The following is a 25360-nucleotide window of genomic DNA, read 5'->3' as shown; positions in this document are numbered from 1 at the left end:
GGCATGAGAAGGCCACGCCCCTCTTGCCAACCAAATAATTAGCGTGTATTATTTTGCAGTTTTTAATTGGAGGCACCAGCCGGCCCGTTCATTGAAAGCGTGGCGTGGCGGCCCAGGCGATGCCGCGCCCCAACACGCCCTAACAAAAACAAAGGAGGATGTCATGAAGAAGGGGATTTTCCTGACCATGATGCTGATGATGGCCGCCCCGGCCGCGCAGGCCGCGGAACCCGCCGGGAGAGTGATCAAGATCGGCATGGTGAACGACCAGACCGGCGCCAACAAAGGGTCCGGACGTGGGATGAAGGTCGGCGTCGAGGCCTACTTCAAGGCCGTCAACGAGAAGGGTGGGGTCAACGGCAGGAAGCTCGAGCTGGTTGCCGTCGACGACCAGATGGTCACCGACAAGACCATCGACGGGCTCTTGAACCTGATCGAGAAGCAGAAGGTCTTCGCCGTGGTCGGCTCGGTGGGGACTTCCAACTGCGTCGCGAGCCTTCCCGTGGTCAAGGAGTACAAGCTCCCCTACATCAACCCGCGCACCGGCGCAAGCGAGCTGCGCAAGCCGGTGCTGAAAGAGGTGATCCATATCAGGGCGAGCTACCAGCAGGAGGTGGACAAGATCGTCGACCAGCTGGTGCAGCAGGGGGCCAAGCGCTTCTCGGTCTTCTACCAGAACGACGGCCTCGGCACCGACATCCTCACCTCCACCGAGAACGCGGTCAAGCGCCACGGCCTGAGCGTCGTCTCCAAGGGCTCCTTCGAAAGGAGGACCGTAGCGGTCACCGCGGGGCTTGCCAGCATCATGGCGGGGAAACCCGATGCCATCATCGTCGGGGCGGTGTACCAGCCGGGTGCGGAATTCATCAAGCTGGCCAGAAAGGAAGGGGTCACGGCGCATCTGGCCTCCGGCTCCTTCGCCGGCGGCTACAACCTGGTCAAGGCCGCCGGCCCAGCGGCAGAGGGGATCATCATGACCCAGGTGGTGCCGGAGCTGGACGACCTGTCTCTGCCCATCACCAAGGAATGCAGGGAGGCGATCGCGAAGAGCCCGGAGGATGTCGGGTTCAACACGGTGAGCATGGAAGGATGCATGGCCGCAAAATCTATCGTCATGGCGCTGGAGAAGGCAGGGAACCCGCCAACGCAGGCCGCATTCCTCGACGCCTACGAGAGCATGAAGGGGGCCGACATGGGGGGGATCAAGCTGAGCTTCTCCCCCGGCGACCACCAGGGGCAGGACAACGTGTTCCTGCAGGTGGTAAAGGACAGCAAGCTGGTCTCCCTGAAGGCGAAGTAGCTTAAGCCGCAGGCAAGTACCGAGATGGATCCGGGGACCGGTGCCAGGCTCCACAGTCTGGCGCCGGTTTTCGCTGGGACTCGAAATCAATTATCCGGGGGCGTGGCAATGACCGTCAAAAGCAAGCTGCTGGGCAATATCGCGCTGACCATCGTGGGAATCTCAGTCATAGCAGGCATCGGCCTTTTCTCCATCGGCAAGGTGAAGTCGAGCATAGAGATCCTGACCGGCAAGTCGACCCCCTTGCACCTGAAGATGCTGGAACTGCAGCAGACGGTGGAAAAGGTCTCCGCCGACTTCATGCGGCTTGAGATGTCCGCGGAGCCCGCAGAGGTGGCGCGGCTGTCGGAGACCATCACCACCCGGATCAAGCGGATGGAGACCCTGAATGAGGAGATGCTAAAGGGAGGCGCCGCGTCGAGCGGGGTCGACACCGACGTGCTCAGGGAGATCGAGAAGACCGTGGTGCAGGTTGCTTCCCAAAGGCTAAAGGACATGACGCTCTTCAAAAACGAGATCGCGACGGTCAATTCCGAGCTGCAAAAGGCGGAGGCGAGCGTGAGCGGGATGCGCAAGCAGATCAGCCAGATGGGAAACAGCGCGCTGTCGGCCATCAACACCTCGCAGTCGGCTAACCTGCAGGTCAACAGCAGCATCAAGAAGCTCCTCACCCTGCAAAGCCGCCTGAAGGACATCAACATAATCCTTAGCGACCTGGAGCTGGTGAAGAACAAGTTCAAGATCGCCCCCCTGAAGGAGCGGCTCAAGAACACGGTGGAGCTGACCCGGAACATCGAGGTCGACCCCGGGGACAACCCGGCCATCCGGGAGGTGAAGGGGGTCGCCACGGACATCCTGAACCAGATCGGCGCCGAGGAGGGAGGGCTCGTGGCGCTCCGGCTCGAGATGCTGAACAACCCGGAAAAAGCCGATGGGGAAGCCTACGCCAACAAGAGCCGCGAGATCGTGAAGCCTTTGGAGGAGAACAGCAAGAAGATCTTCAACACCATCGACGCCCTGGAGCTGCAGATCGTCAAGGACCGCAACAACGTGGTCTCCTCGCTTTCGTTCCAGAACGCCGCCAACGCGGTGATGGAGGAGGGAAGCAGCATCAGCTCCGACGTAAAGGAGCTGAACGCCGGGGTGCGCCAGATCATGCTCAGTTCCACAGACGCCGAGGTCGCAAGGCTCGCCGCTTCGCTTGCGCAGACCCAGAAGCGGATCGAGGGGAACATCGCTGTGGCGAGGAAGCTCCTGCTGGAAAGCGGACAGAAGGAGCTGGCGCAGAACATAGCGCAGGTCTCCGGAACGGTGCAGCGGGCCGGGGCCTCGATCCGGAAGATAGAGGCCACCAAGCTGGGGGTTATCAGGAGCAACCTCGCCATGCAGAAGGCGCTCGCCTCAGCGCGCGGCATCTCGAAAGAGCAGGCGCAGCGCAGCGAGGAGCAGGTGAAGAGCATCGGCGAGAACCAGCAGCAGATCCTGACCGGGGTGCGCCGCGCCGTGGAAAACGCGACGCTCCTCTCCTTCGTCATGATCGGCGTCTCGCTCGCGGTGGCCCTGGTCTCGCTGCTGATCAGCCTCCGCATCATCGCCTCCATCACCAAGCCGCTGGCGCATGCCAAGCTGGTCACGGCGGAGATCGCCGCTGGGGATCTCACCAAGCGGATCGAGCTCGGATCCAGGGACGAGATCGGCGACATCTGCGGCAGCATCAACAACATCGTGGTCCACTTCCACGAGGTGATCTCGCGGGTGTCGCACAACACGGCCCAGGTCGCCTCCGCCTCGACCGAGCTCTCCTGCGCCGCCGACCAGATGGCCTCGGGAGCCGCTCTCGTTGCGGGACAGGCGGCGACGGTCGCCACCGCCAGCGAGGAGATGGCAGCCACCTCCAACGAGATCGCGCTCAACTGCACCCAGGCCGCGGCAGGCTCGCAGCAGGCCAACGACGCGGCGGTCACCGGGGCCGACGTGGTGAGAGAGACCGTTCAGGGGATGAACCAGATCGCGGTGAAGGTGCGCGAATCGGCGGTGACCATCGACGACCTGGGGAGGAAATCGCAGCAGATAGGCGCCATCGTCAGCACCATCAACGACATAGCCGACCAGACGAACCTTCTCGCCCTGAACGCTGCCATCGAGGCCGCACGCGCAGGCGAGCAGGGGCGCGGCTTCGCCGTGGTGGCCGACGAGGTGCGCGCACTGGCGCAGCGGACCAGCAGCGCCACCAGGGAGATCGGCGAGATGATCAAGGCGGTGCAGCAGCAGACCAGGGGGGCGATCATGGTGATGGAATCCGGGGTGACCCGCGTCGAACAGGGGACGATCGACGCCGCCAAATCGGGAGAGGCGCTGGAGGAGATCCTGCGGCAGATAGGGTCGGTCGCCCTCCAGGTGAACCAGATCGCCACCGCCGCCGAGGAACAGACGGCGACCACAGGCGAGATCAGCCACAACATCCAGAACATCAACGAGGTGGTGCAGGACACGGCGAAGAACGCGCAGGAATCGGCGGCATCGGCGCAGCTTCTCTCGCGCCTGGCCGAGGAGCAGCAGAAGCTCGTGGGGCAGTTCAAGCTGAGCTGAGATGCAAAAAACAGCAGCTTTGAGGTGAATCATGGTCAAGATACTCCTCGAGAACCCGTTGATGCTTCTGCTCATGGTCGCGGCCATAGGCTACCCGTTGGGAAAGATCAAGGTGTACGGCATAACGCTTGGGGTCGGCGCGGTCCTATTCGTCGGGCTTGCCTTCGGCATGCTCCACCCCGACATGAAGGCTCCCGCCATCGTCTACATCATGGGACAGGCGCTCTTCGTCTACACCGTGGGGCTTTCGGCCGGCCCCTCCTTCGTCTCCACCTTCCGCAGAAACGGGGTGATGAACAACCTTCTGGCTGGAGGGGTCCTCTGCGCCTCCGCCGCGCTCTGCGTCGCGCTGCAGAAATACTTCATGCTGAAGCCCGGCATCGCCGCCGGCATCTTCTGCGGCAGCATGACCGCCTCCCCGGCCCTCGGCGGCGCGCTGGAGTCGATCAGGCAGACCGCCCCGGAGGAGCTCCTGGAGACGCTCCTGGCCGAGCCGGTGGTCGGCTTCTCCGTCGCCTACCCTATCGGTGTGATAGGCCTTATGCTCACCATCAACATCTGCCAGAAACTCTGGAAGGTCGACTACCAGGCGGAGTACCGGGAGTTGAGAAAGCCGGAGGAGCGGGCGGCCCTGGTGCACTGCACCATCAAGGTGCAGAAGGTGGTACCGCCGGGCGCAACCGTTCAGGAATTGAACGAGGCGCAGGAGTGCAACGTGATCTTCAGCCGGATAAAGCGCGGCGAGGAGTTCTTCTTCGCGGCGCCGGGGACCGCGCTGCAGCCGGGAGACCTGATCATGGTGGCGGGACTCCCCAAGGAGATCGAGAAGATCGCGATCGCCCTGGGAGAGCGAAGAAGCAAGGACCGACTCGGGCTGGACCGGACCGAGTACGAGTACCGCAGGGTCTTCGTCTCCAGCCCGCAGGCCATCGGCCGCACCATAGGAGAGCTCGACCTCGACAAGCGCTTTGGCGAGGTGATCACGCTGGTGCGCCGCGGGGACAACGAGTTCCTGCCCGACGCGGAAATGGTGCTGGAGTTTGGCGACGTGATACGGGTCTTGGCACATAAAACAAACATGGAAGAGGTCACCGCCTTCTTCGGCAACTCCTACCGAAAGGTGAGCGAGGTGGACGTGATGACCTTCAGCCTGGGGCTCGTGATCGGGCTCATCCTGGGGCTCATGCCGTTTCCCTTTCCCGGAGGGGGGAGCATGCAGCTTGGATTTGCCGGCGGCCCGCTCATCGTGGGGATACTTCTGGGAACCTTCGGCAGAACCGGCAAGGTCGTCTGGAGCCTTCCCTACAGCGCCAGCATGACACTAAAGCAGGTGGGGCTCGTGCTGTTCCTGGCAGGAATCGGCACCCGCTCCGGATACAGCCTGCTCACCACGCTCAGCCACGGCGGAGGGGGGAGCATCTTCATAACCGGCGTCTGCATCACTGCGATCACCGCATTCCTTGGGCTCTACATCGGCCACAAGGTGCTGAAGATACCCATGTCGCTGGTGGTAGGGATCGTCGCGGGGATGCACACCTCGACTCCGGGGCTTGGGTACATAAAGGAGCAGACCGGCAACGACCTCGCCGATCAGGGGTACGCCTGCGTCTTTCCCTTCGCCACCATAGGAAAAATCATCCTGGTGCACATAGTGCTGGTGGTGACGGGCCAGGGTTGATATGTAAAGCCCCCCAAAAAAGCCTCACCCGGAGGCCCGTTGCAACTGCGAACGGGCCTCTTTTCGTGCGGTTTTTCAGCTTTTGGCACACGTATAGCTTTTCTATACATCTCCCGGCGAATCACTAAGCGTCTACCAATAGAGAACTTATGCGTTTTCAATCCCGGCGGCAGCAGGCTCGAGAGGCCCGGTGTATATCTCCGCTATACATTTCCGGCTCCACCTGAAAGATCGGCCTCCGGCGCATGCGATAGATACGCTGCAAAAACGGATAGTTGCAAGCTTAGAAGCAGGTATCCCCGGATTAGGCACGACTGATGCTAAGAGATCGGCGTGGAAATGTTTTCGGCTACCAGAGCATAGTGACGCGGAGGCTCATAAAAAGCATACAAGGAGGATAACCATGGGATTCAGCAAGGCATTCATCGTCATGGTCGCGCTCGCAGTCGGGTCATCCGGAGCATACGCCCTTGAGATCAAGGACGTCACCTACAACACCGATGGTGGCGGGAAGGTGGTATTCAGCCATCAACAGCACCTGAAAAAGAAGACGGCCAAGAGTCCCAACGTAAGCTGCAAGAGCTGCCATGAAAACCCACGCCAGACGAAGGTGAAGTACACCATGGCGGACATGGAAAAGGGTAAGTCGTGCGGCAAGTGCCACAACGGCCAGCGGGCCTTCAGCGTAGCCAAGTGCACCGGCTGCCACAAGGTGAAGAACGTCACTTTCAAGGTCAAGGAGACCGGGCCGGTGGTCTTCAGCCATGCGAAGCACCTGCAAAGCATGCAGTGCAGCGCCTGCCACAATGCACTGTACAAGACCGGCCCCAACAAGTCCGTGTCCATGGCCGAGATGGAGAAGGGAAAATCGTGCGGTGCCTGCCATAACGGCGGCAAGGCCTTCGCCCTCGCCAAGTGCGACGGGTGCCACCCCGCCCCCAAGCAGGTCGTGTTCAAGGTGAAGGAAACCGGCCCGACCGTCTTCAGCCACGCAAAGCACGTCGAGATGTACAGCTGCAGCGCCTGCCACACCAAACTCTACCCGCTGGGATCGGGCAAGGCGGTCACCATGGCGGCCATGGAAAAGGGGAAATCATGCGGTGCGTGCCACAATGCCAAGGAAGCGTTCGCTGTTGCTCAGTGCGAGAAATGCCACCCGGTGCAGGAGGTGAAATTCCGGGTCTCCCGGGTTGGGGACGTCAAGTTCAGCCATGCTGCGCACCTGGGGATGTACAAGTGCGGCGAGTGCCATACCCGGACCTTCCCCACGAAAAGCGGCGGGAAGCCCGTCTCCATGGCGGAGATGAAGAAGGCTAAGTCATGCGGCGCCTGCCATGACGGCAAGAGCGCTTTCTCGGTCACCGGCAATTGTGACTCCTGCCACACTCGCGGCTAGTCGGCAAAAACGAAACCGGCCGCTCGATGAGGAGTGGCCGGTTTCGTATCTGTCGCTTTGTTTCCAGGGTTTCTTCACTGGGGAAGGCGCTTGAGCCTTTCGGTGGCCTCGCGAATCACCTTGTTGGCGTAGCAAACGGCAAAGCCGTGTTCCAAAAGCAAAAGGACGAGCCCCGCGCAAAAGACCGCTGGAAAGTAGCCGCCGGTGGCATCGGAGAAAACGTAGAGCGGGTAGAATGCGGTGGGAAGCGCGATGTTGCACCAGTTGTAGCCAGGCTTGCCGTCCGCCCCCCTGCGCCCCAGGATCAGCACGAAACCCGAGAGCCAGGAAACGGCCAGCGCCACGTGCAGCAGGTCGCTCGGGGGAGGAGGCCCGAAGATCTCCTTCAACTGGAGATGAATCAGGCTCAAGGTCTCCATCTGGCTCAGGTAAAGGGCGGCTGCGCTCACCATGAGGAACAGAAGCAGTCCCCAGAGCCCCCTGCGGGAAAGCGCGTGCAGTTCGTCGATGTTTCTGGCCAGCTCTTCGCGGCAGCGGTTGGAAGCAAACGAATCCTGCACGCCCCGGTCCAAAGCGGTCGCCGGCTTGGTCTTTATCTGTTCTATCACATGGCCTGACATGGCGTTTCTCCTTTCCCTAAGGCAGCGGCCTGAAGGATCAGCTATCCCTGTCGCTGCTCATGCTGCATCACCTCGTACTCCGGGTAGTGGCGCACCGGGCGGTATCCCGGTATGGCGGCCGGCGCTGCGACTGGCTTCTCCTCGTGCTCTTCCACATCCTCCCACCCGACCAGCATGGGCTTTATGTAGTTGCCCAGGGTGGCGAGGTAGACATGGGTGCAGAGGAAGGCGAGCAGCGAGCAGGCCAGCAGGAAGTGCAGCGCGACGATGAACTTGATACCGCCCCACATGAGCACCAGGACGCGCAGCGGGGTTACGTTCAAAAGCAGGATCCCGGTCAGCCCCACCAGCGGCATCAGCACGAACATCACGGCGAGGTAGGCGGATTTCTGCATCGGGTTGAACTTGTGATCGGGTGTCGCGTGGTACGGGCTCGGTCTCCCCAGGAAGTACCAGAAGCAATAGTAGAGCAACTGGCGCACCAGGCCGTGCTTCAGGTCCTCCTCGTCGGGTATGTACAGCTTGTCGAGCGTGTTCTTCACCATCTTGTAGTAGAAGAACCAGAAAGAGAACGAGATGGAGACGACGAGCCCGGTGACGTTGTGGATGTCGATGGCGCTCTTGTAGTTCGGCAAGAGGGCGACGCTTTCCGGGAAGCGGATCTGGGCGCCGGTTACTATGAGGGCGATGATGCCGCAGGCGTTGATCCAGTGCCAGATGCGGACCGGCCAGGGCTGCAGGTAGATCCTATTTTTCTCGCTTGAGTTTTCGCTCATGACTTATGCTCCTTTGTGTTCCTGTTTTTGCGCGTCAAGAAGCGCACGAAGCCGTGGCCTACCGGCATGATCAGGCCGCCGCAGATGATGGCGAGGCCGATCTTGTTCAGGGCGTTGTTCTTGGTCGACCCCATCATGTAGAAGTCCGGGGTACCGTACAGGGCGTCCAGCACCGCTCCCTTTTCCACCGGCACCCGGCTGTAGCTGCCGTCTGCTTCCGGCACAGCTATGAAACTGGTCTGCATCAGCGCGGGGCCCGAGGTGTGGCAGAAGGTGCAGTTGCGGCGATCATCCAGGATCTCGAACTTGTGCGAGACGGCAACCGGCGTCATCATGCCATGCAGGCGCAGCGAGCTCTGGCTGCGGTTGAATAGGCGCAACTCCTCGAGCGAAACGTAGTTGTCGCGGTTCTTGTCGATCAGGGAGACGATCTCGTTTCCCCCCGAGATCCGCTTCAACTCGCCGTACCCCGCCACCTCCTGCTTGCCGAAAAGCGAGTCGTTCTTGCTCTTCACTATGTACATGCTGATGTAGTATTCCTTGGCCCCGGTATGGCAGGTTATGCACGGCAGCATCCGCAGGTGCAGCTCAGACTGGGGGAGCCATTCCCCGTGCTTGGCCGTCATCTCCAGGGCGTTGTGGCAGTTGGAGCACATGGCGTTGATCTCCTGTCCGGAGACCTCCTTGGGGCTATGCACCAGATGCGGGTTATGGCAGCCGTTGCAGCTGGTCTTTTTAACGTGCAGCCCGGTCGCGTACTCCTGGTCCACGTCTGCGTGGCACTCGCCACACCCGGCGCGCGACACCTTCCCGCCATCGGGATGGGCGGCCGGGACCTTGCCGTGGCAGGCTTCGCACCCGATCCGGGCGTGGGTGGTCTGGTTGAAGTGCTCGGTGTCGATGAACACTGCTTTGGAGACCTGGGCAGGGTCGCCATGGCAGGCAAGGCAGGCGTCGTTCTTGCCGGCCTCGGTCCCGTAGGAAAAAGCCGATGCGCCGGGTTCTCCTGAGACGCTCAGGCAGAGCCATGCGGCTATCGACAGCGTAATGAAACATATGGGTTCCCTGTATCTCACGTATCCCTCCTTTGCCACTGGGCTTGCCCCCGGTGGCTATGGGTTGTCTTTTTCGCCCTTCACTTGCTGTTTTTGCACCGATCCTTGCTGGCGCATCCGCGCCGGCAGCTTGACCCGGAAAACCGGCAGCAACTGCGTCACGAGAAGCAGCGCACAGAAAGCGAGGAACAACCAGATCGCCATGCTGCTTCCCTGCTCCATGCTTGCTGCCGTCGCCAGTGCGACCAGGCTCGTGCCGCAGATGAGAACCGAGAGGGGGGCCAGCCAGGAAAGGTAACCAGCTTCTTTTGCGCGCGGATCTGTCGGGGCGGCTTGGTATCCCGCTCGCTTCTTGTCGAAAGCACACTGCACGGCCAGTCCCAGCTCTTCGTTGTCGGCCGCATCGGCCGGTTTCAAGGCGTGATAGAAAATCCCTTCCTGGCGCACCTGTCGGGCCTGGGCCAGCGGCATCTCGTCGGAGACCAGGATGACATGCAGGTGGCGGTTGCACTTTTTCAAAAGGTGGATCAGGTCCGCTGACGAGATTTTCTGGTCGAAATCGTTTCCCAAAAGTAGGACCGGCGTCTGTTTCTCGAGAATGCTGCAAAGTACATGGACTGCCGAATCGGTCGTTTCCACCCGGTACCCCGCCTTCCGGAAGTGCTCAGCCACCTGGCTGCGGAACTCGGCGTCACGGTCAGCTATCATGATTCCCCGCTCGTCCATAACTCACCTCGCGCGCCCTAGCGCCGCACCTACTTCTTCTCTTCCACAGTCGCTTTCGCCTTCTTGCCGACAAGGCCGTAGATCCCTTTGATCATGGCGCTGAAGAGCATCACGCCCGGGATCACCTGGACCACGATGATGGCGCCTATGAAGAACAGGAAGAGTTTCGCCATGATCCCGCTCCCCTCGGAGACATCAGCTATGCCGGAGATGAGAAGGGTACCGGCCAACACGACGCCTATGATCGACCAACTTGTCACTTTCCCTGCCAGTGATTTTTCGGTTTCCTTTTTCATGGCTTCCTCCTTTTCCACCTGATTCCCCGTGGGGTTACCCAGGTATTAGCATAGAGGGTGCCAGAACTGCATTTCATAGTTTTTCCTTTGAATTTCAGTCATTTAGCCTCAACAGGCAAAACGAACACCGATATTGAGCCCAAAGAGCGACCACGGGGGGAGCACCAGAAAAACCGACGTCATTCCAGAGATTTGGCTAGGAGGAGAGCAGGTTTCAGCAGCCAACGCAGGTTTCCTGCCGCACAGGAATTTCTTGCGCCGCAAGAAAGAAGTGCGGCCCGAGAGGAAAAGGCGGCTAAGGATAGGCGGCGGACGAGCAGAGGGGTCAGGGAATGGCAGGGGAAAGGGGGCGGCGGGTATGACCGGGGTAATGGCGGGGCGCTACTGGGAGCGGTGCAGCTCGTGGGTCTTCAAAAGCGCGTACAGGCGCGACTGCGACAACCCCGAGAGCCTGCAGGCGGTGGAGATGTCGTTGCGGGAAACCGACATGAGGTCGGCAAGGTACTGCTTCTCTGCCTTGGCGTAGACGGTTTCGCGGAAGTCGTTCAGCCTGGGAAGCTCCCCGCCTGCTCCCACCGGTGCGTACTGCGCCTCTGGTGCCGGCATCGTCCGGTGTCCGACCACGCTCTGGACGACCTGCGCCCGGATGCCGGTGGGGAGGTGCTGCGCGAAGAGCACCGGCTCCTCGCGCGCGGAGATGACGGTGCGCTCGATGGTGTTGATGAACTCCCGGATGTTGCCGGGCCAGATGTACGCCATGAGCGTCGCCATGAACTCGGGGCAGCTCCCCTTGGGGGATAGGCCGTTACGCTCGCAGAACTTGTCCATGTAGTATCGCGCCAGCTCCTTTATATCGTCGCTGCGCTCCCGCAGCGGAGGGAGGTTGATGACTACCGAACTGAGCCGGAACAGGAGGTCGCTTCTGAATTCCCCGGATTGCGCCATGGCGTTCAAGTCCCTGTTGGTCGCCGCCACCAGCCTGAAGTCGCTCTCGATCTCGCGCGGGCTCCCCACCGGGCGGAAGCGCCTTTCCTGGAGCACCCTCAGAAACGCCTTCTGCGCGGCAAGGGGGAGCTCCCCCACCTCGTCGAGAAAGAGCGTCCCGCCGTGGGCCTCGGCGACGAGTCCCTCGCGTGCGCGTTCCGCGCCGGTGAAGGCCCCCTTGTCGTGGCCGAAGAGGATACTCTCCACCAGCGTTTCCGGCAGGCTAGCGCAGTCGACCACCACGAACTGCTTCTCCGCCCGCTTGCTGTTCTGGTGCACGGCCCGGGCGAAGAGCTCCTTGCCGGTCCCGGTCTCACCCATGATGAGGACCCCTGCCTCGCTCCCGGCGGCGCAGGCGACGAGGTCGAGGCAGGTGGTAAGGCTCGGACTGTTCCCGATGATGCTCTCCCGCTTCAGGGCCACCACCCCCCTGGCCCCGGTGAGGGTGAGCTTCTGCTTGCGATACTCCAGGGCGCGGACCAGGGTCAGGGTGATGTCCTTGGCGGAGCACCCCTTCTCGATGTAGTCCCAGGCGCCGCTGTTGATGGCGAGTTCCGCGCCGCGCGGATCGCCGTACCCGGTCATGATGATGATGTCCGGCCTGGACGGGGCCTGCGTCAGGCGGGGAAGGAGCTCCAGGCCGTTTCCGTCCGGCATCCTCACGTCGAGGAAGACGAGGTCGAACTCCTCGCTGTTGGCAAGCTCCAGCCCCGCCGCGAGGGTTCGGGCGCAGCTCGTCTCATGGCCGCTGCGCCTTCCTATCAGCGCCATCGAATCGCAGACGGTCTCTTCATCGTCGATGATCAGGATCTTCGCCATGGCCTCATCCCTGCGCCCTTTGCGCCAGCACCCGCCGTATGGTCGAGGCGAACTCTTCCCGGTCCAGCGGCTTCAGCGCCAGTTCCCGTACCCCCGCCTGTTCGGCTTCCTCCTTCAGGAGCGCTTTCTCCGCCGCGGCCCCAAGCCCGGTGCAGAGGATGACCGGGATGTCGGGGCGTATCTGCAAAAGTTCCCGTGAGAGCTCCGTCCCGGTCATGCGTGGCATGGTCTGGTCGGTGACCACCAGGTCGAACCCCTCGGGGTTGTCCCGGAAAAGCTCCAGCGCCTGCACACCGTCGGCGCCGGTAGTGACCTGGTAACCCAGCCGCTCCAGCATCTTCTTGCAGCCAAAGACCACGTCCTCCTCATCGTCGACGAAGAGGATGTTCCCGCTCCCGGACAGATCCACCCGTTCCCCCACCGTCCCCGCTGTGGTCCCCGCCTGGTCGATGCGGGGGAGGTAGACCTCGAAGGTCGCGCCCCCCCCGGGCTTGCTGCTCACCGAGATGGCGCCGCCGTGATTTCTCACGATCCCGTGCACCACGGAAAGGCCCAGCCCGGTCCCCTCCGAATGCCCCTTGGTGGTGAAGAAGGGATCGAAGATCCGCTCCATGGTCTTTTGGTCCATGCCGTGCCCGGTGTCCTTCACGGAGAGCTTCAGGTAACGACCGGAGGGGAGGTCCGGCGAGCCGGAGACCGCCGCGGTGTCGAGCCCCACGTTCTCGACGGCCACGTCGAGCATCCCCCCCTTGTGTCGCATGGCATGGCTTGCATTGGTGACCAAGTTCATGATGATCTGGTGGATCTGGGTCGGGTCCGCCATGATCAGGCCGAGGTTCTCACCCATCTCGGTCCTGACACTGATCGAGGAGGATAGGGAGGCGTGCATCAGGTTCAGGCACTCGGTCACGATCGGCTCGATCTGCACCGGCTGCCTCTCCTGCTCTCCCTGGCAGCAGAAGGTGAGGATCTGCTTCACCAGCTTTCGGCCGCGGTAGCTCGATTTGAGCACCACGTCCAGCAGTTCGCGCAGCGGGCTCTCCGGGGGGATGTCGTCCCGCGCCATCTCGGTGCAGGTGATGATCGAGGCCAGGTTGTTGTTGAAGTCGTGGGCGATTCCCCCCGCGAGCGTGGCGATCGCCTCCATCCGCTGCGCCTGGCGCAGCTGCCGCTCCAGCTTCACCTCATGGGTAACGTCCCGGATCAGCACCGCGTAGTTGCTCACCGCACCCGTGTTGTCCGAGATGGACCAAAGCGTCGCGTCTATCTCGTAGAAGTCGCCATCGTCGCCGATGTGGATGAAGTGGCCGGTCCTGCACTCCCCCTTGTCTAGCGCGTCGAGCAGGTAGCGGTAAAAACTGCCGTTCTCCTCGTCAGCGCCGAGCGTAGCCAGGTCGTGCCCCACGATGTCGACCGCATCGAGTCCTGTGATGATCTCGATGGCGGGGTTCACGTACTTCACGGTGCCGTCGCTGTCCAAAAGGAGCAGCCCCTCCATCGACTGCTCGATCACGGAAGCGAGCAGGAGGATCTCCTTTTCCGCCTTCTTGCGCTCGGCGTCCATGCGAAGCGCCTCGATCCCGTAAGAAAGGTCCGCCGACAGTTCCTCTAGAAGCTTCACCTCCTCCTTGCCGAATGCCCTTTTCTCCGCGGCGAAAATCACCAGCGCCCCCATGGCGCGGTCCCTCCCCACCAGGGGGAGCGAAATGGAGGAGGCGAAGCCATGCTGCACCCCGGCCTCCCGCCACAAGGCCCAGGAGGGGTCGTACTTGATGTTCTGCACGATTTGCGTGGTGCAGGTCCTGATCGCGGTCCCGGTGGGCCCCCGGCCGTGGTCGATGTCCGCCCAGCTCAGGTCCAGGTCGGTCAGGTAGCCGTCCCGGTCCCCCCACTGGGCCACAGGACGGACCGTCTTGAAGGTGTCGTGCTCGGCCACCCCCACCCAGGCGAGCCGGTACCCCCCGACCTCTACGATGGTGCGGCAGATCTCCTGCATCAGCTGGAGCTCGTCGCTTGCGCGCACCAGGGCCTGGTTGCAGCCGCTGAAGGTCTTGAGCGCCCGGTTCACCCTGGAGAGAGACTCCCGGCCGCGGGAGGCCTCGCCGGTGCTGCGGCTGATCAACAGGTACAAAAGGCCTGCCGTGCCGAGTACGAACAGGGCATGGTTCACCGTTTCGACTGCGTCGTACATGAAGGATTGATGTGCGAGGACGGCGGGAAACAGACAGGACGCGGCACCCCAGGCCACGCCGATGATGGCATAGGCCATGGTGATGTTCAAAGGGGTCAATCTTCTTCTGTTCTCTAGATGACTCATGGGTTGACCTCTGTCTGGGCAACAACCGTTAGAGAAGAACAATGGGACCCAGTGTAACACAGAGATCGAATCTTGCTATTGCAGCGGGTTTTTCTGTCAAGAATGAGGAAAGAGGGGGGCAGTAGCAGGGAGGTTCATGCCACGTATTATTCCTGCGAAGGCGGCGGCAGGTCCAGTGAGAGCGGCAGCAGGCTGCAGAAAAGGGAAGAGATGAGTGTGCAATCGGGGCCGCTGATTGCCAATCATAGATCCGGCTCCGGCTATTTGCCGAAGTAATCCTTCACCGAGATCCCCAGCCGCTTCAGCATGGTCTGGAAGTTGGGGCGCAGCATCCCGGTCTCCTCGGCGGCGCGCGAGATGTTCCAGTTGCTCCTTTTGAGCGCGTTGATGACGAACGCCTTCTCGACGCTCTCCACGGAGCGGTCGCGGATGTGGCGCTTCATCTCCTTCAAAGCCTCGGCGCTGGTGGGGACGAAGCCGTCGAACCCGGTGCTGCAAAGCTCGGCGGAATCCCCAAGCTCCAGGTTCTCCTTCTGGATCACGTCCCCCTCCGCCAGAACCACGGCGCGCTCCAGGGTGTTCACCAGCTCCCTCACGTTGCCGGGGTAGGAGTAGTTTTCCAGAAACTGCATCGCCTCAGGCGAAATGCCGCGCAGGTCCTTCCCCACCTCCTCCATGAACTTGTTCATGAAGTGGCGGACCAAAAGCGGGATGTCGCCCTTGCGCTCCCTTAAGGGTGGGAGGTCCAGGGGGATGATGTTGAGCCGGAAATAAAGGTCTTCGCGGAAGGTACCCTCCGCCACCATGGTCTTCAGGTTCCGGTTGGTGGCGGCGACGAGGTGGATGTTGAAGGAGACCGGCTGGGTCCCGCCGATGGGGGTCACCTGCCGCTCCTGCAACGCCCGCAGGAGCTTAGCCTGGGTGGCGAGGCTGATGTTGGAGACCTCGTCAAGGAAGAGGGTGCCGCCGTCGGCGACCATGAAAAGCCCCATCTTGGTCTGCATCGCTCCGGTGAAGGAACCCTTCACGTGTCCGAAGAGCTCGCTCTCCAAAAGGTTTTCGGCGAGGGCGGTACAGTCTACGGCGACGAAGGGGAAGTCCCTTCTGGAGCTGTTCTTGTGGATCGCCCGGGCCGCCAGCTCCTTTCCGGTCCCGCTTTCGCCGGTGATGAGCACCGTGCTGTCGGTGGCTGCAACCTGCATGATCCGGCGGTACACCTTCTGCATCTCTCGGCTTTCGCCGATGAACTGGTCGAAGCCGTGATGGCAGTCGATCTCCTTTTTCACGTAGAGATCTTCCACCGAGCTCTTCCTCTGCTCCAGTGCCAGATGCACCTTTTCCAGGATCTGATCGGGGGTGAAAGGCTTTACGATGTAATCGACCGTGCCGTTTTTCATCGCCTCGACCGCGGTTTCCACCGTGGCGAAGCCGGTGATCATGATCACCGGAGTGTCCGGCTGCAGGGTCTTCACCGCGCCCAGGACCTCGAACCCGCTCATCCCCGGCATCTTCAAGTCCGTTATGATCAGGTCGAACTCTTTTTGCTGGAGATGCTCAATGGCGACATGGCCGCTCTTTGCCGTCTCCACCGTAAAGGAGTCTCCTTCAAGGATCCTGGCAAGTCCATCCCTGATCACAGACTCATCATCAACCACGAGAATATTCATACGACCCACCGTTACCTGCTTCAGTTATAGATGCGCCACGTTGTCATGCGGTTATTGAGGGTGCTCTCAAGCCGGGTGAGGTCTTTGTGTCGCAGGCCTTGCCGCTGTGAGGAAGCCGCTGGCACAGACCCAGTCCATCGTGCTGCTATGAATAGCCCACAATAAATTGGATGTCAACAAAAAGACATGAAAAGACATTCACCTCCAGCATTCTCTTCTGTGCCGCCCCCGGACCAACCCTCTCGTGAGCCTGACCGGGGGGGATTTAAACGGGTGTATGGCACAAGCATACACCAACAGGGCCAACCTTACTGCCTGAAATCACACATTTTTTATCTCGAAGCTCCATTTTCGGCTCCGAAGGCGGCAAATCCCGTGTATATCCCTCCTATACAATCAGCCCTGCAAAGACCCGCCCTGCCGGATCCCCACCGTCATAACCTACTAATATCACAGCATTTTTAAAATTAAAATCCTCATGGCACGGTCGATGCTATTCAGGTGGTCAAGCCGGTAAAGCTGTTATTCGCTGTCTGGAAACCTGAAAGGAAAGGAGAATTATCATGAAACTTCTATCCGCAGCAACAGCGTCACTATTGGTTACCGGAACCAAGGCTCTGGCAGCCTCCGGAGCAAGTGACTCCTCCGGGCTCGGCCTTGCCGGTATCGTCTTCATAGCCTTCATAGCCGTCGTGATCCTGTTCCAGCTGCTCCCCGGCCTGCACATGTTCCTTGACATCGTTAAAGGCATCTTCTCCTCTGAGGCCGAAAAACGCGCCCAGGACGCCGTCAAGGAGAACAAGACCGGCCTTTGACCTTTTAAACCGCCGGGCGCAACCGGTACTGGCGGCCGGCTCCGGGTACCGGGCCTGCCCGCTTGCAACGTTCCAAGCCATGTGAGGGTAAAGCCATGCAAGGACTTCTCATAGTGGATGAAGATATGGATTGCAGAAAGCAGATGGCTGAGATGTTCATCGAGTCCGGTTACAACGTGATCGTGACCAATTCCGTGGAGAGCGCGCTCTCCGGAATACTGAAGAAGACGGCCCAGGTAGTGCTTTTAGGGACCAAATTCGACGAGTTCACCGCGGCGGAACTGATACCGCTCTTAAAGCAGTGCAACCGCAGGCTGACCATCATACTGATCGCCGCCGGCGCGTCGCTGCCGCTTTCCAGAAAGCTCAGAAGCGAAGGGATCTTCTACCACGCGCTGAAACCGGTGAACGCCGAGGACCGGGAGGAGATCCGGCAGGCGGTGCGCTGCGCCTTCGAAAGCCTGAGGCCGCAGCTCGCATGACCCCTGAGGCAGGAACAAACCGGGCATAGCGCCCGGCACGTCCTTTTCAACATCAACGAAAAAAGGAGGAACACCATGAAAACGAGAATGCGCATACCGGCGGCAGTCAACACTGCCATAGTTTTTCTCATGACGACAGCTAACGCTTTCGCCGCCTCAACCAGCAAGGTCTTCGTCAGCAAGCTGGGCATCTTCATCTTCCTGGGCTTTTGCGCGCTGGTGCTCGTGGTGCAGCTGATCCCGGCCATGATGACCCTTTACGGGATGCTGAAGGGGCTTGGCAAGGAGCGGGAGAAATCGCCGTCGCGCGTCAAGTCGAACTAGCCGCCAGGCTTTCACTACTTTTCTAAAGGAGCCACTACCATGGTCGAGCAATCACTGGGGTCAATTGGACAGGTCAAGGAGGTCTTCACGCTGGTCGACTTCTACCAGTACATCAAGGGTGTCGAATACCTGATCTGCGTGGCCTTCTTCATAGGCTTCCCCATTTTCTACCGCTACCTGCACCACAAGGGACAGGAAACGAAGGCGCAGCAGTCGCATCACTAGACGCCAAAAGCTGCACGGTTCAAGGGAGTCCGCCTCCCCAACTCTACCAGCCAGGAGAACATGACATGTCCTCTTATAAACAGCTCATAGTTGCTGCGCTTTCCCTGGGCGCGATCTCGGTTTCGAACCCTCCCGCGGCTTTCTGCGCGGCGGTTCCCGACTCCGTCACCCTCAATGAAAAAGGCACGCTGTACAAGCCCTTCTCCTTCAACCATGCAAAGCACATCCAGCAGTTGAAGGAATGCGCCGGCTGCCATCACCACACGACCGGCACCCTGGTCCTCGATCCCGAGTGCGCCAGGTGCCACCAGAACTCGAGCCCCACGGCCGTGGTCTCCTGCAAGGGGTGCCACTCGTCCAAGCCTTTCTCCCCGGAAACGCTGGCCGAAAAGCACGCCGACAAGCAGCGCTACCACAAGGACAAGATGGGGCTCAAAGGCGCCATGCATCAAAGCTGCATCGGCTGCCACCAGAAGGAAGGAGCCGGTCCGGTCGGCTGCCAGGAGTGCCATCCCCGCACGGCCGCGGGCGAGGCCTTTTACAGCTCTTCGCGACTGGGGGCCAAACCCGCCCATGCCAAGGAGCACTAGACGCGACATCGATAGCAGCTCATTCATGATTTGAGGAGGACGCTGATGAAACGAAGAAATTTCCTGAAGGCGTGCCTGATAGGCGGGACCACCATAGCGATGGGGAAGACCAACAAGGGGTGGGCAAGCGGTTCCTTCGAAGGATACCCGGAGTCCATGGGGGTCCTGGTGGATACCACCCGCTGCATCGGCTGCCGCAGCTGCGAGGCTGCCTGCAACAAGGAACAGAACCTGCCTGAGCCCGACACCTCGTTCGACGACAAGTCGGTGTTCGAGGAACCCCGCCGCCCGACGGCCAAGGCTTACACGGTGGTGAACCAGTACGAGAAACAAAAGCCCGGCGGCCCCGTGTACCGCAAGGTGCAGTGCAACCACTGCAACGAGCCGGCCTGTCTCACCTCGTGCTTCGTCAACGCCTACACGAAGACCAAGGAGGGTGCGGTCATCTACAACTCCAAGGTCTGCGTCGGCTGCCGCAACTGCATGATCGCCTGCCCCTTCAACGTCCCCGGGTACGACTACGAGAGCGTGACCAACCCGGTGATCAAGAAATGCATCCTCTGCTACGACACCCGGCTCAAGGTAGGCAAGCCCCCCGCCTGCGTCGAGATCTGCCCCCAGGAGGCGCTCACCTTCGGGCACCGGGCCGACCTGATCAAGGTAGCCCACGAGCGGATCCGCTCCAACCCCGACCGCTACGTGGACCACGTCTACGGCGAGAAGGAGGTGGGGGGGACCAGCTGGCTCTACCTCTCCGGAACCGAGTTCGACAAGATCGGCTTCGACCCTTCGCTCAGCAACGACCCGATCATCTCCAACGTGAAGGACTTCCTCGGCATGGTGCCCATGGTGCTTTCCATCTGGCCGGCGCTCTTTTCCGGGATACACCTCCTCTCCAAGCACGACGCCGGGAGCGAGGGGCATGACACCGAATCCAAAGAGGAGGACCGCTAACCATGAAAAACATGATCAAGCACGGTTTGGCAGTCGTCGATTCACCCTATGACGAGTCCGGCAGGAAGCGGACCGTGGTCGAGAAGCTCCTTCTGGGGCTCACCCCGAGCCAGTACCTGCTGCAGGCGTTCAGGAACCCCTTCAACTGGATCCTCGCCGCCATCTTCGCCATCGGCATCCCGATCCTTTTGGGACGCTTCGTCTTCGGGCTCGCCTGGGCCACCAGCGGCTCCAACGACTACCCCTGGGGGCTTTTCCTCGGCTTCGGCCTCTTCGCCATGGTGCCGCTCTCCTCCTCGGGGTTCCAGCTGGGAACCGCCTGCGAGATCTTCGGCCGCCACGACCTGGAGCCGATCGAGCGGCTCGCCCTTTTGAACGGGCTCTTGGGGTACTTCTTCGCCGTGGTCTACCTCCTGGCGGACCTGGGGCAGCCCTGGAGGCTCCCCTACCCCATGGTGGTCTCCTTCGGCCCGGCCGCGGTCCTGTTCCTGGTCGCCTGGCACGTCGCCACCTACCTCTCGGTGCAGGTCGCCGAGGTGTCGACCGCGTTCTTCGAGTGGATAGGGTTCCCCGCGGGCAAGCGCGGGGTGCGCAGGATCACCCTGGGGCTCACCGTCTCGGGGATCATCCTCTCCACCCTGCACCAGGGGGCGCTCGGCGCGCTCTTCACCTACGCGCCCGGCAAGGTGCACCCGCTTTGGTACTCCTCGTCCTTCCAGTGGCTGCACTTCTTCGTGTCGTCGCTTCCGGGCGGCCTCTGCATGGTGATCACGGTCAGCACCATCGCCTCCAAGTTCATGGGATGGCGCGCCGACAGAAGGTTCCGCGAAAAGCTCGACCGCTGCACCGTGAGCCTCGCCAAGGGGGCCTGCATGGGGATCGCCACCTACATCACCATCAAGCTCATCGGCATCGCGCATGACAACAAGTGGAGCTACCTGGACAGCGGCTGGGGGCAGTGGTTCATGCTGGAGATCATCCTGGGCTTCATGCTCCCCCTGGTGCTGATGACCTACGGCGTGCACACCCGCAAGGTGAACATCGTCCGCCTTGGCGCCTTCGCCACAGTCTTCGGCGTGGTGCTGAACCGGGTCAACACCGCCATCATCACCTTCAACTGGAAGCTGCCGGAAAGGGAGATCCCCCCCTGGCGCGAGGTCGTCATCAGCCTGACCATCTTCGCCATCTACATCGTGGTGTACCGCTTCATCCTGTACCGCCTCCCCATCCTCTACAAGTGGAGGCAGCAGGAGGAAGAGGTCCCGGTAACCGAGACGGTGACTGTTCCCGCCGCAGGCCGCCGCGAGGCGAGCCCCGTGGCCGTTGCCTCCTACAGCAACATGACCAAACTGGATTGAACCTCGTGATACGAGCGGCGGCCCGCTGGACACGAAGGTCCGGCGGGCCGCCAGGGAAAGGCGCGCGACGAGCGCAAAGATGGGAGATGGCGCCATGTTCGACAAGATCGCAGGAAGGGCCCTGGTCCCCGTTGGCATAGTGGTTACCGGATTTCTGGTGGTCTGCTTCGTGCTCCTCTACGCCGCCATAAAGCAGGTGGTGATCCGCGACTCGATACTGCAGGCGAACAACCTGGCCGGGATCGTGCTCAAATCCACCCGCTACGCCATGATGAAGTCGGACGCCGAACTGAACCGGGCCATCATCCAGAACATCAGTGCGCAAAGCGGCGTGCAGCACGTCAGGATCTTCAACAAGAAGGGTGTGGTCGCCTTCTCCTCCAAGCCCGAGGAGGTGAACCGCCAGGTGGACAAGAAGGCCGAAGGGTGCGTCATGTGCCACGAGAAGGAGGCGCCGGTCACCACCTTGGGGAGCATGCAGAAGGCGCGGCAGTTCAAGACCGCCGATGGGCTCGGGGTACTGGCGATAACGGCCCCGATCTACAACGACCCCGAATGCGCCAACGCCGCCTGCCACTTCCACCCCGCATCGCAAAAGGTCCTGGGGACCCTGGATATCGGGCTCTCCCAGGAGGCGACGCAAGGGGCGCTGGCCTCGATCAGGATCCAGATGCTGATCTTCTCACTTTTGACCCTGGTGCTGACAGTAGCCGGAGTGATAACTCTGTTAAAGATGATCGTGCTGGTGCCGATGAAGAAGTTACAGGAATACACAGAGAGAAGCGCGAAGAACTCGGAGGCTACGCGTCCTAAGAATCTGCCCTATGAGCTTGACAAGATCGCCCAGTCTTACTACTTTATTAGAGTAAAATTAAATGAGATCGAACAGGAATCGTTCAAGCCAGTCAACAGTGGGACCGTCTGCCAGAATAAGCAGCTGTAACTGCGGCCAGTGGAGTGTGTAGATGGAGCAGGCGGAGAACGATAAGACAGGGGTTATGGAACAGGCGCCGTGCGACTCGCAGGCCGCGCTGCGCCAGGGGCTGCTCGACGAGATAACGCGCCTGAAGAGGTTCTCGAACCGGGGACTCTGGGCGCTTTCCCTGTTTCTGGTGCTGAGCATGCTGGCCTGGCGCGAGTTCTGGTTCCTCCCCTCGCCCCAGACGGTGATCCAGGCGCTGGGAGCGCCCCCAACGCCGCTGATGATCAGCCTGGTGCTGGTGCTCTACACCTTTTCAGCCATCATCCTGAGCCTCTCCCGGATGATGGCGGGGCTCAGGCACCCGAGCAGCTTCTGCCACGTAGGCTACCTGGCCGGCTTCTACCTCTTCTACTATTTCGCCGATGCGCTGGCTGACAACTACTGGGCGGTCTTCGGCGCCGGGTTCACCATCCTCTGTCTGGAGAGCTACCGCATCTGGACCTTCTGCAGCGACCAAGTCGGGAAAAGGACCGAACAGCTCGCTTTCCTGGACCGAAACGGCCGACTCCCCCCCGAGGAAGAACCTCCCGAGATGTAACTACCTCGCCTCAGTTCCCCGTCGCTTGCCGCTTCTCGTAGCTCTTGCAGGGCTCACCGGTCTTCATGCGCGGCACGTCCAGCACCGTGTAGATGGTGCAGTGCCCATTGATATTGAGCTTGCAATCCAGGTAGTTGCAGACCAGGTAGGCGCGATCGTTGGGACCGGTGAGGACCTTGTCCAGAGTTTCGGCGACCTCGCCGTTGGTACCGGCCAGGGCCGCCACGCGTGCCAGTTTCTCGTCCATGGTACACCTCCCGTTAGATGCGGCTTGGTGCTGCGCCGGCAAACCCAAGCCAGCCTATCATTTGCCGTCGTCGCTTGCCAGCAAAAAGGCCCCGGTCGAAAACCGGGGCCTTTTTGGTTGTGTGTGCGGATGCGCGTGCAGGGGTTATCCCTTCTCCACCCTGACCTCGGCCAGGTTGCAGCCGCCGGACAGAAGCGCGTTGGCGTTAAGCTCCCTGAAGTGCGAGGGGGCGAAGAGCAGGCCCGGCTGCAGCTTGTCGCTGATCTTGGCCGGCGCGGTGAAGGAGGCGCTCGCCGAGACCACCTTGACGCTCCCCCCTTCGGCTACGCCCAACTGCGCGGCGTCTGCCGGGTGCAGTTCCACGAACCCTGCCGGTGCGACGCTCAGGTTGGCGTCGGAGCGGGTGGTGGAGGTGCCGTTGTGGAACCCAATCGGGCCGACCAGGAGCTGGAACTTCGGCTGCGCGGGGGCGGCCGGCTTGCCTACGGGGGCGAGAGCCGGAGCTGCCTTGCCGCTGGTCGACTTCACGAAGCCGTTCCTGGAGCCGTCAAACGGCTGGTAGGCCGGGACCTCGCTCTTGATCTGCGCCATTATGGTTGCCGGTGTGAAGGACGGGACGGTCCCGGTGACCTTGCCGTAGAGTTCGGCGAGTATCGCCCAGTCCTCACGGGCGGCGCCTGGGGCCGCGGTCGACTTGAAGATCGGCTGCACCCGGTTGTCGAGCGAGGTGAAGCTTCCGCTTTTCTCCGCGGCGGCGGAGGCGGGGAAGACCACGTGGGCGTACTCAAGGGAATCCCCCTGGAACACGTCCTGAACGATGAGGAGCTCCAGCTTCGCAAGCGCCTTCCTGATCCTCTGGTTGTCCGGGAAGGAGGCCAGATCGCACCCAAGGAGGTAGAGCGCCTTGATCGAACCCTGCTCGATCCCATCCACGATCCCCCAGAGGTCCTTCCCGTCTGCTCCCGGGACGACACCCATGTCCAAAAGCCCGACGGTGTTGTTCTTCGCGTCGATCGGGAAGAGCCCGCCGCCTCCCTGGGAGGCCGAACCGGTGAGGATGGCGAGGTCGGAGAGCGCGGAGATCTTCGCGGCGGCGTCTGCGCTTCTGATCAGGTCCGCGCCGAAGATGACGGAGACCCTCGTTTTGCCGGCTATGAGAGCGGCGGCGTCGGCCACGGCCTTTTCGGTGATACCGGCCTGCTGGCAGAGGTCCGCCATCGAAAGCTGGGCCAATGCTTCCTGGATCGCCTCGGAGCCCGCCGGGAGCGCGCCGCCTGCGGCGAGGATCCCCTTCATCAGGGCGTAGATCACGGAGAGCTCGCTCCCCGGAAGGTGTTTGAGGTGCGCGTTGGAGAACTTCCTGAGCTTCACGTCGCGCATGTTGACGAGGACAAGCCGCGCGTCCTTCTTGGTGGCGGCCTTGATCACGCGGTACTCGAGGCCGGTAGCCTCGGCGTTCAGGTCGCAGCCGAAGACCAGTATGGCCTGGGCGTTATCGAGTGCGTCGATGGTGGTGCTGGCGCCGGTGAAACCGAAGCGGCGGGTCATCTGGGCCTGAGCCTGGGCGAAGCCAAGGCGCGCCTCGGAGTCGAGGTTCGCGCTGCCGATTGCCTCGGTGAGGAACTTCTTGAACAGGAAGCTCTCCTCGTTGGTGACCCTGGGGGAGCCCAGACCCGCCACGGCCTTGCCGCCGTCTTTGGAGACGATCTGCTTGAGCTTCTCTGCCGCGGTGTTGAGGGCGGTCTCCCAGTCGGCTTTCGCCAAGCGGCCGGAGCCGTCACGCAGCATCGGGTCCGCGATCCGCTCCAGCGAGTGGAGGTAGCGGTAGCCGAAGCGGCCGTTGATGCAGAGGTTGCCGTTGTTGTAGCTGCCGTCGTCGCTGGTCACTCGCTCGACGCGGCCGTTCTTCGCGTGGTAGTCGATCTGGCAGCCGGCGCCGCAGAAGGCGCAGACGCTGGGGACCGTGCTGAAGGACCAGGGGCGCCCTTTGAACTTGAAGGGCTTGGTGATGAGCGCGCCGGTCGGGCAGGCGGCGACGCAGTTGCCGCAGAACTCGCAGTTGAGGGGCTTGCCGTCCACCGTGTCGATGATGGCCGCCTCCCCCTTGTTGACCACCTCGATGGCGTCGCAGCCGACGATCTCGTGGTCCACCTTCACGCACTTCTCGCACAGGATGCAGCGGTTGGGGTCGCTTTCGATGAGCGGCCAGTCGTAGCGGATCGGTCGGCGCTCGAGGACCGCCGAGTACTCCTGCTTGGTCGCGTCGAGGGCGTAGCAGGAATCCTGCAGGTCGCATTCGCCGCCGGCGTCGCAGACCGGACAGTCCAGCGGGTGGTTCACCAGCATGAGCTCCATGATCTTCTTGCGCGCTTCCCTGAGCGCCGGGGTGTCGGTGGTTACCGCTATCCCTTCCTTGACCGGCGTGTTGCAGGCGGTCATGGTGCGCTCCACGCCGGCGACCTCCACGGCACAGACGCGGCAGGCGCCGGTCGGGGAGACCTTCTGCAGCCAGCACAGGGTCGGGATCTTGATCCCGACTGTGGCCGCGGCCTCCAGTATGGTGGTACCTTTTTCGACCTGCACGCTTTTGCCATCGATGGTTAAGCTGACCATATAAGAAAC

Annotated in this window: 23 protein-coding genes; 13 read left to right on the top strand and 10 right to left on the bottom strand. The window is 61.6% G+C overall.

Annotated features, from left to right (window positions below):
- The first annotated feature begins 163 nt into the window (after nt 1-163).
- The 4 genes from GEOBRER4_RS03495 (at nt 164) to GEOBRER4_RS03480 (ending at nt 6963) form a co-directional block, all read left to right on the top strand.
- Nucleotides 164-1300 carry an ABC transporter substrate-binding protein gene (locus GEOBRER4_RS03495; RefSeq protein WP_185244242.1) on the top strand — a complete coding sequence of 379 codons (1137 nt, stop codon included), beginning with the start codon at nt 164-166 and terminating at the stop codon, nt 1298-1300.
- A gap of 108 nt (nt 1301-1408) precedes the next feature.
- Nucleotides 1409-3889 carry a methyl-accepting chemotaxis protein gene (locus GEOBRER4_RS19990; protein WP_226377876.1) on the top strand — a complete coding sequence of 827 codons (2481 nt, stop codon included), beginning with the start codon at nt 1409-1411 and terminating at the stop codon, nt 3887-3889.
- Nucleotides 3890-3920: 31 nt separating this feature from the next.
- Nucleotides 3921-5567 (top strand): aspartate:alanine exchanger family transporter, encoded by a 1647-nt coding sequence (locus tag GEOBRER4_RS03485; RefSeq protein WP_185244241.1) that lies wholly within the window; start codon nt 3921-3923, stop codon nt 5565-5567.
- Nucleotides 5568-5970: 403 nt separating this feature from the next.
- Complete coding sequence (locus GEOBRER4_RS03480) at nt 5971-6963, top strand: cytochrome c3 family protein (RefSeq protein ID WP_185244240.1); 993 nt, start codon at nt 5971-5973, stop codon at nt 6961-6963.
- A 74-nt stretch (nt 6964-7037) separates the two neighbouring features.
- On the opposite strand, the gene GEOBRER4_RS03475 is transcribed toward GEOBRER4_RS03480, so the two are convergent.
- The 8 genes from GEOBRER4_RS03475 to GEOBRER4_RS03440 all read right to left on the bottom strand — a co-directional run bounded on the left by GEOBRER4_RS03475 (nt 7038) and on the right by GEOBRER4_RS03440 (nt 16223).
- Nucleotides 7038-7583 (bottom strand): hypothetical protein, encoded by a 546-nt coding sequence (locus tag GEOBRER4_RS03475; RefSeq protein ID WP_185244239.1) that lies wholly within the window; start codon nt 7581-7583, stop codon nt 7038-7040.
- Between the two features lie 41 nt (nt 7584-7624).
- Nucleotides 7625-8359 carry a cytochrome b/b6 domain-containing protein gene (locus GEOBRER4_RS03470; protein ID WP_185244238.1) on the bottom strand — a complete coding sequence of 245 codons (735 nt, stop codon included), beginning with the start codon at nt 8357-8359 and terminating at the stop codon, nt 7625-7627.
- Complete coding sequence (locus GEOBRER4_RS03465) at nt 8356-9435, bottom strand: cytochrome c3 family protein (protein WP_185244237.1); 1080 nt, start codon at nt 9433-9435, stop codon at nt 8356-8358. Before GEOBRER4_RS03465 ends, GEOBRER4_RS03470 begins: the two co-directional genes overlap by 4 nt.
- Nucleotides 9436-9471: 36 nt before the next feature.
- On the bottom strand, nt 9472-10122 hold the full coding sequence (locus GEOBRER4_RS03460; RefSeq protein WP_226377875.1) for a DNA-binding transcriptional response regulator: 651 nt from the start codon (nt 10120-10122) through the stop codon (nt 9472-9474).
- A 47-nt stretch (nt 10123-10169) separates the two neighbouring features.
- Nucleotides 10170-10436 (bottom strand): hypothetical protein, encoded by a 267-nt coding sequence (locus GEOBRER4_RS03455; RefSeq protein WP_085813854.1) that lies wholly within the window; start codon nt 10434-10436, stop codon nt 10170-10172.
- 381 nt (nt 10437-10817) lie between these two features.
- Entirely contained in the window at nt 10818-12239 is a 1422-nt protein-coding gene (locus GEOBRER4_RS03450; RefSeq protein ID WP_085813855.1) for a sigma-54-dependent transcriptional regulator, read from the bottom strand.
- Between the two features lie 4 nt (nt 12240-12243).
- Nucleotides 12244-14556 carry a hybrid sensor histidine kinase/response regulator gene (locus GEOBRER4_RS03445; protein ID WP_185244235.1) on the bottom strand — a complete coding sequence of 771 codons (2313 nt, stop codon included), beginning with the start codon at nt 14554-14556 and terminating at the stop codon, nt 12244-12246.
- Nucleotides 14557-14816: 260 nt separating this feature from the next.
- Entirely contained in the window at nt 14817-16223 is a 1407-nt protein-coding gene (locus GEOBRER4_RS03440; protein ID WP_185244234.1) for a sigma-54-dependent transcriptional regulator, read from the bottom strand.
- Nucleotides 16224-16786: 563 nt separating this feature from the next.
- Between GEOBRER4_RS03440 and GEOBRER4_RS03435 the strand changes: the two genes are divergently transcribed.
- The 9 genes from GEOBRER4_RS03435 to GEOBRER4_RS03395 all read left to right on the top strand — a co-directional run bounded on the left by GEOBRER4_RS03435 (nt 16787) and on the right by GEOBRER4_RS03395 (nt 22491).
- The gene (locus GEOBRER4_RS03435; RefSeq protein WP_085813858.1) at nt 16787-17038 is read left to right on the top strand and encodes a hypothetical protein; all 252 of its coding nucleotides are present in this window, start codon (nt 16787-16789) and stop codon (nt 17036-17038) included.
- 95 nt (nt 17039-17133) lie between these two features.
- Nucleotides 17134-17520: a response regulator gene (locus GEOBRER4_RS03430; protein ID WP_012774376.1), complete on the top strand. Its 387-nt coding sequence runs from the start codon at nt 17134-17136 to the stop codon at nt 17518-17520.
- A 75-nt stretch (nt 17521-17595) separates the two neighbouring features.
- Nucleotides 17596-17844 carry a hypothetical protein gene (locus GEOBRER4_RS03425; RefSeq protein WP_085813859.1) on the top strand — a complete coding sequence of 83 codons (249 nt, stop codon included), beginning with the start codon at nt 17596-17598 and terminating at the stop codon, nt 17842-17844.
- A 39-nt stretch (nt 17845-17883) separates the two neighbouring features.
- Complete coding sequence (locus tag GEOBRER4_RS03420; protein ID WP_185244233.1) at nt 17884-18069, top strand: hypothetical protein; 186 nt, start codon at nt 17884-17886, stop codon at nt 18067-18069.
- Nucleotides 18070-18134: 65 nt separating this feature from the next.
- The gene (locus GEOBRER4_RS03415; protein WP_085813861.1) at nt 18135-18659 is read left to right on the top strand and encodes a cytochrome c3 family protein; all 525 of its coding nucleotides are present in this window, start codon (nt 18135-18137) and stop codon (nt 18657-18659) included.
- A 45-nt stretch (nt 18660-18704) separates the two neighbouring features.
- On the top strand, nt 18705-19613 hold the full coding sequence (locus GEOBRER4_RS03410) for a 4Fe-4S dicluster domain-containing protein (RefSeq protein ID WP_085813862.1): 909 nt from the start codon (nt 18705-18707) through the stop codon (nt 19611-19613).
- Nucleotides 19614-19615: 2 nt separating this feature from the next.
- Complete coding sequence (locus GEOBRER4_RS03405) at nt 19616-20971, top strand: polysulfide reductase NrfD family protein (protein WP_185244232.1); 1356 nt, start codon at nt 19616-19618, stop codon at nt 20969-20971.
- Between the two features lie 94 nt (nt 20972-21065).
- A complete protein-coding gene (locus GEOBRER4_RS03400) occupies nt 21066-21914 on the top strand; it encodes a cytochrome C (RefSeq protein ID WP_185244231.1) in 849 nt (282 codons plus the stop codon).
- Between the two features lie 22 nt (nt 21915-21936).
- Nucleotides 21937-22491: a menaquinol oxidoreductase gene (locus GEOBRER4_RS03395; RefSeq protein ID WP_085813864.1), complete on the top strand. Its 555-nt coding sequence runs from the start codon at nt 21937-21939 to the stop codon at nt 22489-22491.
- 10 nt (nt 22492-22501) lie between these two features.
- On the opposite strand, the gene GEOBRER4_RS03390 is transcribed toward GEOBRER4_RS03395, so the two are convergent.
- Nucleotides 22502-22738, bottom strand: a complete 237-nt coding sequence (locus GEOBRER4_RS03390) for a hypothetical protein (protein ID WP_185244230.1) — start codon at nt 22736-22738, stop codon at nt 22502-22504.
- A 144-nt stretch (nt 22739-22882) separates the two neighbouring features.
- Complete coding sequence (locus GEOBRER4_RS03385; protein ID WP_185244229.1) at nt 22883-25351, bottom strand: molybdopterin-dependent oxidoreductase; 2469 nt, start codon at nt 25349-25351, stop codon at nt 22883-22885.
- Between the last annotated feature and the right edge of the window lie 9 nt (nt 25352-25360).

The sequence above is a fragment of the Citrifermentans bremense genome (assembly GCF_014218275.1).
In the GTDB taxonomy this organism is placed as follows: domain Bacteria; phylum Desulfobacterota; class Desulfuromonadia; order Geobacterales; family Geobacteraceae; genus Geomonas; species Geomonas pelophila.
Note: the sequence above shows the minus strand (reverse complement) of the source record. Positions and strands in the feature narration are given on the sequence as shown.